The organism is Methylobacterium nigriterrae, assembly GCF_037106235.1.
GTDB classification, from domain to species: Bacteria; Pseudomonadota; Alphaproteobacteria; order Rhizobiales; family Beijerinckiaceae; genus Methylobacterium; species Methylobacterium nigriterrae.
Genome location: NZ_JBAWTG010000804.1, coordinates 1 through 278 on the forward strand (window position 1 = coordinate 1; position 278 = coordinate 278).

Consider the following 278-nt stretch of genomic DNA (forward strand, 5'->3'; position numbering starts at 1 on the left):
CATGGCGCTGACGCTGGCCCACCGCGACGAGGCCGCCCTCGAACCCGCCCTGCAGGCGGCGTTCCGGGCGATCCGGGCGGGCGAGGCCGCCGCGAGCCTGTTCCGGGCGGACAGCGCGCTGGCGCGGCTCAACCGCGACGGCGTCCTCGACGCGCCCGACCCGCTCCTCCTCGCGCCGCGGCGCTTCGCCCTCGCCCTCGCCGAGGCGAGCGGGGGCGCCTTCGACCCGACGGTGCAGCCCCTCTGGACCCTGTGGGCGGGAGCCGCCGCGCGCGGCG

At 80.6% G+C, this 278-nt stretch carries 1 protein-coding gene; it reads left to right on the plus strand.

Going from position 1 to position 278, the window contains the following annotated elements; all coding sequences use genetic code 11:
• A partial coding sequence (locus tag WDW90_RS39225) for an FAD:protein FMN transferase (protein WP_336493009.1) occupies positions 1-278 on the plus strand: 278 nt, incomplete at both ends.